This window comes from Microcystis sp. M53602_WE12, assembly GCF_030065455.1.
GTDB lineage: Bacteria > Cyanobacteriota > Cyanobacteriia > Cyanobacteriales > Microcystaceae > Microcystis > Microcystis aeruginosa.
The window spans coordinates 1-8,031 of the sequence record NZ_JASJFB010000216.1 but is presented as its reverse complement, the minus strand read 5'-3'; the positions used below and the strand labels follow the sequence as shown (position 1 = coordinate 8,031).

The 8,031-nt window shown below is 47.6% G+C and carries 4 protein-coding genes and 2 tRNA genes; 3 read left to right on the top strand and 3 right to left on the bottom strand.

Translation table 11 applies throughout. The features are described 5' to 3' along the window. Both PX482_RS07890 and PX482_RS07885 read right to left on the bottom strand, forming a co-directional pair. On the bottom strand, positions 1-2,759 hold a 2,759-nt coding region (locus PX482_RS07890; protein ID WP_288122286.1), incomplete at its 3' end, for a peptidase domain-containing ABC transporter. A gap of 75 nt (positions 2,760-2,834) precedes the next feature. Further along, a complete protein-coding gene (locus tag PX482_RS07885; protein ID WP_288027432.1) occupies positions 2,835-3,596 on the bottom strand; it encodes a peptidylprolyl isomerase in 762 nt (253 codons plus the stop codon). Between the two features lie 601 nt (positions 3,597-4,197). Between PX482_RS07885 and PX482_RS07880 the strand changes: the two genes are divergently transcribed. From PX482_RS07880 to PX482_RS07870, 3 genes are all read left to right on the top strand, one after another. After that, positions 4,198-4,282: transfer RNA gene (locus PX482_RS07880), tRNA-Ser, on the top strand. A 106-nt stretch (positions 4,283-4,388) separates the two neighbouring features. Next, on the top strand, positions 4,389-4,904 hold the full coding sequence (locus tag PX482_RS07875) for a GNAT family N-acetyltransferase (RefSeq protein WP_002736326.1): 516 nt from the start codon (positions 4,389-4,391) through the stop codon (positions 4,902-4,904). 40 nt (positions 4,905-4,944) lie between these two features. Next, positions 4,945-5,018 (top strand) — tRNA-Pro (locus tag PX482_RS07870). Positions 5,019-5,498: 480 nt separating this feature from the next. Here the strand turns inward: PX482_RS07870 and PX482_RS07865 are convergent. After that, the coding region (locus PX482_RS07865; RefSeq protein WP_288122285.1) for a DNA-directed RNA polymerase subunit beta'' at positions 5,499-8,031 on the bottom strand (2,533 nt) is incomplete at its 5' end.

Genomic DNA, 8,031 nt, shown 5'->3' with positions numbered 1-8,031 from the left:
TTATAGTCGAGGGCGCTGGTGGCCTCATCAAGAATGAGAATTTGCGGTCTTTGCAGGACGGAACGAGCGATCGCAACCCGTTGTCGTTGTCCCCCCGATAGGGATGCCCCCCGTTCACCGACGCGGGTATTATAGCCATTGGGCAGGGTCATAATAAATTCGTGGGCTGCGGCTGCTCTCGCTGCCGAGACGATTTCCTCCACAGTCGCATCGGGGTTAGTCAGGGCGATATTTTCCTGTACCGTACCATCAAATAATAGGGTTTCTTGGGGAACCATGCCGATTTGACGACGCAGGGAATAGAGTTCCACTTTGTTGATATCATAGCCATCGATGAGAATCCGTCCCGATTCTGGTTCGTAGAGACGGGCTAATAGTTTAGTGATGGTACTTTTCCCGGCGCCACTTTCTCCCACCAAAGCGACAAAAGTGCCGGCGGGGAATTCTAAATTGACGTTGTATAGTTGCAGGGGTCCGTGGGGATTGAAGCGGAAAGCGAGGTTTTCGTAGGTGACAGTGCCTTTAATTAAGGGCATGGGGATATTTTGGCGATCGAGTTCCGCTTCTTGGGGAGTATCGACGATATCGGCCAATCTTTCTAGGGATAAGCCGGTTTCTTGGAAGTTTTGCCAGAGTTGGGTCAAACGCAGAATCGGCGAGGTAACGTAGGAAGAGATAATCCGGAAGGCGATTAATTGACCAAGGGTGAGTTTTCCGTCTAAAACTAGGGCTGCTCCCACCCACAGCACTAATAAACCCGATAATTGGTTAAAGAAGTGACTAAAGGAACCGGCCAAAGTTGAGGTCATGACCGTTTGAAAACCTTCGGCCACATAGCGCGCATAACGTTCTTGCCACTGCCAACGGGAACGCAATTCGATATTCTGTGCTTTTACTGTTTGGATTCCCGTCATCACCTCCACTAGATAGGATTGGGTTTCGGCGTTTCGTTCCGCTTTTGCTCGCAGTTGTCGCCGCACGATCGGTGCGAAAATAGCTGTGGAGAGAACTAAAATCGGCACGACTCCCAGGGCCCAAACGGTTAGAATCGGACTATAGATCAACATAACCACGATGTAGATAACCGAGAAAATGGCATCTAACACCACCGTTAGGGCTGTGCCTGTTAAAAATTGCCGAATATTCTCTAATTCGTTGATTCTTGTCGAAATTTCCCCCACTGGCCGCCGTTCAAAGTATTTCAGGGGTAAGCGCAGCAGGTGATCGATAATTTCTGAACCGAGGGTCATGTCGATGCGGTTAGTGGTATCGACAAAAAGAGATGTTCTCAAAAAGGTTAAAATCCCCTCAAAAACGGCAATTACTAAGAGGAAAACCCCGAGGGTGTTCAGAGTTTCCGGGCTATTCTGCACGATCACTTTATCGATAATCACCTGAATCATCAAGGGATTGGCCAGGGCAAATAACTGCACGAAGAAAGAAGCGATAAAAACTTCTATTAAGACTCGTTTATGTTTCTTGACAGAAGGCCAAAACCATGATAGGCCAAAACGCTGTTGCTGGGTGTGTTTGGTGGGTTTGAGCAGAATTACTTCCCCTTTTTCGTCCCAAGATTCCAGAAATTCGCTGGTTTTGCGTTTAATTATCCCCCGTTCCGGAACGGCGATCGTGGTTTCCCGTTGATTAATTTCGTAGAGGATAACGATGCTGTCTTGCCAGCGAATTAGGGCAGGAGGGTTGATATTGGGCAAGGAAGTAGCATTTAGGGGTACTAATTGGCTATGGAGTCCCACTAACTCGGCCACAGCCCCACACAGGGGCAGGGAAAGGCTGCCGGTTCTTTGCAGTTGATCCCTTAGGATGCGTTGGATCACGTCCTTGCGAAAGGGGATATTAAAATATTTGCAGATCATCTGAAAACAGGCACTCACCGCCTCTAGTTCCGTTTTTCCCCCGAAAAAAGGATAGGATTTGCGGTTTTTCTGGACAGTTTTTTCAAGGTCGATATCGCTGGTGATGTCGCTGATTCTTCCTTGGGGGATATCTAATACCTGGGTGGGTTTATTTCCCTTAATGACTTGGGTTTCCCAGATATCGTCCGTTTCTGTTTCCGCAGCCGCTTCGGTTTCCACTGTCAAGAATTCATCTAACTGATCGGAGGAAAGACCTAATAAGCGGGTGTTAGTCGGATTGTTCTGGGTGATAACTGTGCCGATAGGATAATTATCGGTATTTTCGCTGACTAACCAGAGATAATCATCGTTAATCTGGTTGTAGGACACACAAGCTTTGTTTAAAAGAGCCTGAGCAATTTCTTTCAGGTCCCCCCCACCCCAGGCCTGTTGATTAAGATAGGAGCCTAGGAGAGCATAAACTTCAGCGATCGAGGTTTCTTTAAAGAAATGTTCCTTAAATTCGGGGTAATTATTGATTAAAGACCAAAAATCCTCTTGTTTTAAGGTTAAACAGATAGTGACTTCCGAAGAAGCGATCACCGTTTCACAGGGGCTACCGCGCAGGAGACTGATCCACCCGAATAAATCCCCCGGCTGCAATTTAGCCAAAGTAACCGGCAACGGATTGTCAACCCTAGCATCGTAACCCAAAAGTCTGGCCTCTCCCTCGTAGAGAAGGACGAGGTGGGAGGGTAAGCGGTCGCACTTGAGGATCGCATTGCCCATCTCATAGCGAAAGGGTTGTAATTTCTGGCCGAGGGAACGTCTAACCTCGACGGGCAGGCGATCAAAGGGCTGTACGGTCTCCAGAAAGGCGGTAAAATCTAAAGTGGTGTAACTCATTAGCTAGGCGAAAATTGACTAAGTTGGCAAATAATTAAGCGAAAAGACTGGGTTTACCCAGCTTGGCAAGGGATGCTATATAATCGATACCTGCTCGCTATTGACTGGGGTTGATTCGGAGATAAATTTCACTGTTTGCATTTGAGTCATTAACCATTGTTGGAATAAATCATTCCGTAAGCGTTGACGGGTGGGAGGATCCAGTTCACAGGATAAGTATTTTTCTAACCGGACAATTACGACCCATTCTCCCACTTGCGTCGGTGGCCACAGTTGCCCCGGTTTACTTGCTTTGAGAATTTGCCCAATCTGGGGATGGGGAGTGCTCAGTTCCACAGGTCCGATTAGTCCTCCGGTTTCTGCTTCTGCTCCTTGGGAGTATTTTTTGGCTAGTTCAGCGAAGCTATTTTCTCGATCCTGTATCCGGAAAAATAGTTCTTGGGCAATGCCGATATTTTTTGTCCGAATCAGGGAATAAACCACCTTATCCAATTGATTTTTGACTTGCAAGAAGTAGGATTCTACTTTGTTATCCCAAGTCTCCTGTTTAAATTTTTCCAGTTTAATGTCCCGAAGAATTAGATATTCTAGTTGTTCGGAATCCATCCCGTTTTGTCGTAACCAAGATTTCATTTGTTCATCGTTGGCAATTTGATTATTTTGATAGAAACGGGAATAGGCGGCGTTTCTTTCTTCGGGATTGCAGGTGATATCGGCAATCGCTTGCTCGATAATTACTTCCCGGATTAACTGGGGTAACATACCATATTTTGCCAAAAGAGGCAAGACCGCTGAATCGCTAATTTTGTGGTCGCCGATTTCAATAATTGAACTCATAATAAATACATTTTCCTCACAGAAATGTTTAAAACTATCAACTCTAGGAGCTTCTAAATTTTATTGAGGTGATTATACGTCAAAACAGCAATTTTAAGGCACCCCTCCCCATTCTAATTTTAGTTTTCCCCCTTGAAAGCCGAAAATTACAGAAATTAAACAAATAAGTCGGTCATCTTGGCGGGGATGGTGAGGGGAATTGGTTCGGCCGATCGGCCCGCCCAAAATGCTGCTCAGAAACCCCTAATTAGGGCTGGCTGAATAAATCTAAAAACCTTGTTGGCTAAGACTTTTAGACTTTTTTGATCTCCAAAAGTGCCAGGCCTAGGAGTGATCAGGGGGGGGGGAAATTCAGGTACTTTTTCCCTGAAAATCGGTAAACCCCCACACCCTGCCGCCAGGAAAGACTTTTTCAGCCAACCCTAATTGTGCCTCTAATTGACTAGAATAGACTTCTTGCAGAAATTGGGGAAGGGGGAAAGGGGAAATTTTAACCCTTAACCCTATATTCTATAATATGCAACCCTTTTACCTGCATTTGCGGAAAATTTTTTGATTTATGCAAGAGTTCTAATGATAAGATATTAGGTATGGCTGCCTTGGAGAGGTGGCAGAGTGGTCGATTGCGCTCGACTTGAAATCGAGTAACCAGCAATGGTTCGTGGGTTCAAATCCCACCCTCTCCGTACTCAACCAATCAAATTTGGACTCCAGTGGCCCGATTGTTCTTAGAGAGGGGAAAATAAAATATACTAGGCTAAAAGGACAATATTGAGGCAGTAGCCCCCCGGCATGGTTTTTTGGAAAAGATTGTTTAATAGCTCGGAAGTCACTGCATCTCCTGACTATTCGGGAGACTTGGTAGAGGTTGCCCAGAATGACCTCGGACAGACGCGAGTGTTTTTTAGTACTGATCGAGAGCTAGATCTATATGAGTTAGAAGAACTTTGTGACTCGGTAGGTTGGGCCCGTCGTCCTTTACGCAAAGTTAAAAAGGCGATCGAATGTAGTTTTTTAGTCGTGTCGATGTGGGAAGTGCGAGGTAATCGCCGTCGTTTAGTGGGTTTTGCTCGTGCCACTTCCGATCACGCTTTTAATGCTACAGTCTGGGATGTGGTTGTTCATCCTCACTATCAAAGTAAAGGCTTTGGTAAAGCATTAATGAAATTTATGATCAGGAAGTTGCGGGGTGAGGACATCAGTAATATAACTCTTTTCGCCGATCCGCAGGTGGTGGATTTCTATCGTCGTCTCGGTTTTGTTCTCGATCCCGAAGGTATCAAAGGGATGTTTTGGTATCCCGATTAAGAATGCGGCTCTTAGGCTATACTAAAAAAAGAGTTTACTTCGGGATGTAGCGCAGCTTGGTAGCGCGCCTGCTTTGGGAGCAGGATGCCGCAGGTTCAAATCCTGTCATCCCGACTGGAGAGAAAATTCTTCAAATCCTTACTTTGTCTCCTTTCCGGTTGACAAGAAAGGCTGCCTTTTTTTATTGCCAAACTCTGGTGAGTTAGCGGGAAAAGTAGGGGCGAAGCATTCGGATAGGAAATCTACGGTTTCAGCGATAGGTTATGCCCGAATGCTTCGCCCGTACAGGACGCAGGTCGATGAAGATGCAAGGTTTTGAACCACGATTCTCTCAAAATCTTGCACCTGTGAGAGCAAAACAAAACCCTAAAACCCTTACCTCGTCTATAGCGGTTCTCGCATCTGTGCGGCACACTTAAACCTTTGCTGATTAAGCTGTTCAGGATCGGGAATGTACCTCTTGTGAATCAGAAACGCTATATATTTCATATTTATTCAGCCAACCCTAGGGAGTTTGGGGAGAGAAGGAGGAGGTTTTTGGAGAATAACAAGGGTTTTTCCGGCCACTCCTCCTTTTAAGATATCTACAGACGATTATTCTTCTTCGTAATCCCCCTCGAAATCGTCCTCATCCCCTTCCTCATCGGCTTCTGACCAGCTGTCGCTGATGGGTTGGCGACTAAAGCGACTGCTGCCGCGGGAGGAGAGGAAAGCCATTTCATCATCCTCTAAATCGACCACATCACCCTCAGCGTAGGCGCGAGCGGTTTGATCGTCAAGAATCATATCGCTATCCTCGCTACTATCGCCGAAACCGGGACGAGGAGGGAAACTGGGACTGCTGGGGGCAGCGTAATAACCACGATTGTTGTTGTAGTTATATTCCTCCTCTGGGGGGGCGTAATCGCTGATCCCCGCCATGTTTTCGTGGGAATTAAAGCCAGTACCCGCCGGAATCAGACGACCGATAATCACGTTTTCCTTGAGACCCCGTAACCAGTCGGACTTGCCTTCGATCGCCGCTTCCGTGAGGACGCGGGTGGTTTCTTGGAAGGAGGCGGCACTGATAAAGCTATCGGTATTCAAGGAAGCTTTGGTGATTCCCAGTAGTACAGGCGTATATTTAGCCGCCGCCCCACCGGTGATTGACATGGCTTCATTTACCGTCTCCACCTGTCGCAATTCCAACAATTCCCCGGGCAACATACTGGTATCGCCGCCGTCATCGATCCGCACCTTAGAGGTCATCTGACGCACGATAACTTCGATGTGTTTATCGGCAATATCGATCCCCTGGGATTGATAAACCGACTGTACCTGATCAACGAGGAACATCTGGGTTTTTTCCAAGGCTTTTAAGGCCGCTTCGTAACTGCCCAAGCTATCCACATAATAATTAAAGAACACCTCTAAAATCTCGTGGGGATTAGCCTGACCATCGGTTAACGCCTGACCCGCATCGATACGCTGATTATCGCTCACCAGGGGGTTTTGACTGCCTAAAAGCGGATATTCACTGATCGTGCCGTCATCCTCGACCACCTTAATATCGACGATCTCAGAATCTTGGTACTCCACTTGACAAACTCCCGGCTTGCGTGCCAGGACACAGGCCTCTTTCGGTTTACGCGCTTCGAGCAGTTCTTCGATTCTCGGTAAACCTTGAATGATATCCCCGGTTTTCGAGCGCTCAAACACCAACAGCACCAAATTATCGCCCCGTTGGACCAGATCTCCCTCGTCGATGTGCAGAATGGCCCCCGCCGATACTCGGTAGGGTCGGGCCTTACGCAGACGGATTTCATAGCCAGTGGCGGTTTTGTCAACGGCCAGCACTTGACCGGAATTGGGGGCTAAAACTCCAGCAGCGATCTCAGCTTCGGCGATTACCAGATCCCTGGCCTTGACGGTGGGAGCAACAGCGAGCGGGAGAATAAACTCGTCACGGTCACTCACAATTAAAAGACGGCGCACCGCTTCGCTGCCCTTGCGAATCCCGCGAATTTCTCCAGCTTCCTTACACTGGATTTCGGTTCTGGCCACCACTGCCCCCGGTGGAATTTCATCGCCATCTTGGACGAGAACGCGAGTCTGAATATTACCCCCTAAAGGATCATTATCACTATCTCGACGCAGCACCAGAGATTCGAGAATAACTAACTGTAAACGCTGACAATCCCTGTCCTCAATCGGTTCTAACTCGATATCGGCCGTCAGATGGGAGACCGATTCCGGTTCTTCGCTAGAAATTTCTAGGACTAATTGGGTGCTGATCAGTTGACAACCCTCGACGGATTTAACTCTTTCCCCGTCTTTAAAGAAAATGCGCTGCACCGATCGCAGTTCGATATGTCGTCCTCCTTCTTGGTTAGCGGAACCCTGGGTGGGAGAAGTGGATTGGTCTTCTACGGTGAACTCCTGTACTGGTCGCAGCAGTAATCCCAAACCCTCGTTAGTTTCCACCCATTCCGCTTGCCGTAACTCCTCGATCGTGACTTCGGGAGTCAACTGTGTCCCGGGGTAAATTAACTGTTCTTGGGCAATTCCGGAGGATTCCGGTTCGAGATCCATAAATAACAGCCCCGGTTTGACAATGATCTCCCGGAGGATGTCATTTTTCTGGATGACTTCCACCACACCGCTAGAGTTACAGAAGATGTCTTTAACCACTTCTTCCCCTGCTTCCACATACTGCCCATCTTCCACCTGTAAGAGGGAGATATCTTTATTGACTTCGTGGGTTTCTTCGGGAATCCAGAGGATCGTGCCGCCTTTGGTGATTTCATAACCCTGTTTGCGGCTGCCTTTGGAGACTTCGATATCGACGTATTTAATCATCCCGCCGGTGTGGGTTTGATAGCGATCGTCGATTAACTCGGCGACAATGGCATGATTCTGTACTTTTGTCCCCGGAGTGGTTTTCAGCAGGAAGCGTTGACCATCGACCGTATGAATAATAAATTGTTCCCGACCGGCACTGCTTTCTACTTTTACTTCGGCCTGATCCAAAGACACGGAAGCGGTGACGATATCGATTTCCCGGCTATTGGGGGCTAAACGCACCAAACCGCCGTTAGTGGATACTAACTTAGTTTCCGCTAGAACATCCCCCACTTGTACTTGATCG

Bases quoted from the DNA above. Each gene is read 5' to 3' on its own strand.
- PX482_RS07885 (WP_288027432.1), bottom strand. From the start codon at position 3,596: ATGAGTTCAATTATTGAAATCGGCGACCACAAAATTAGCGATTCAGCG.
- PX482_RS07875 (WP_002736326.1), top strand. From the start codon at position 4,389: ATGGTTTTTTGGAAAAGATTGTTTAATAGCTCGGAAGTCACTGCATCT.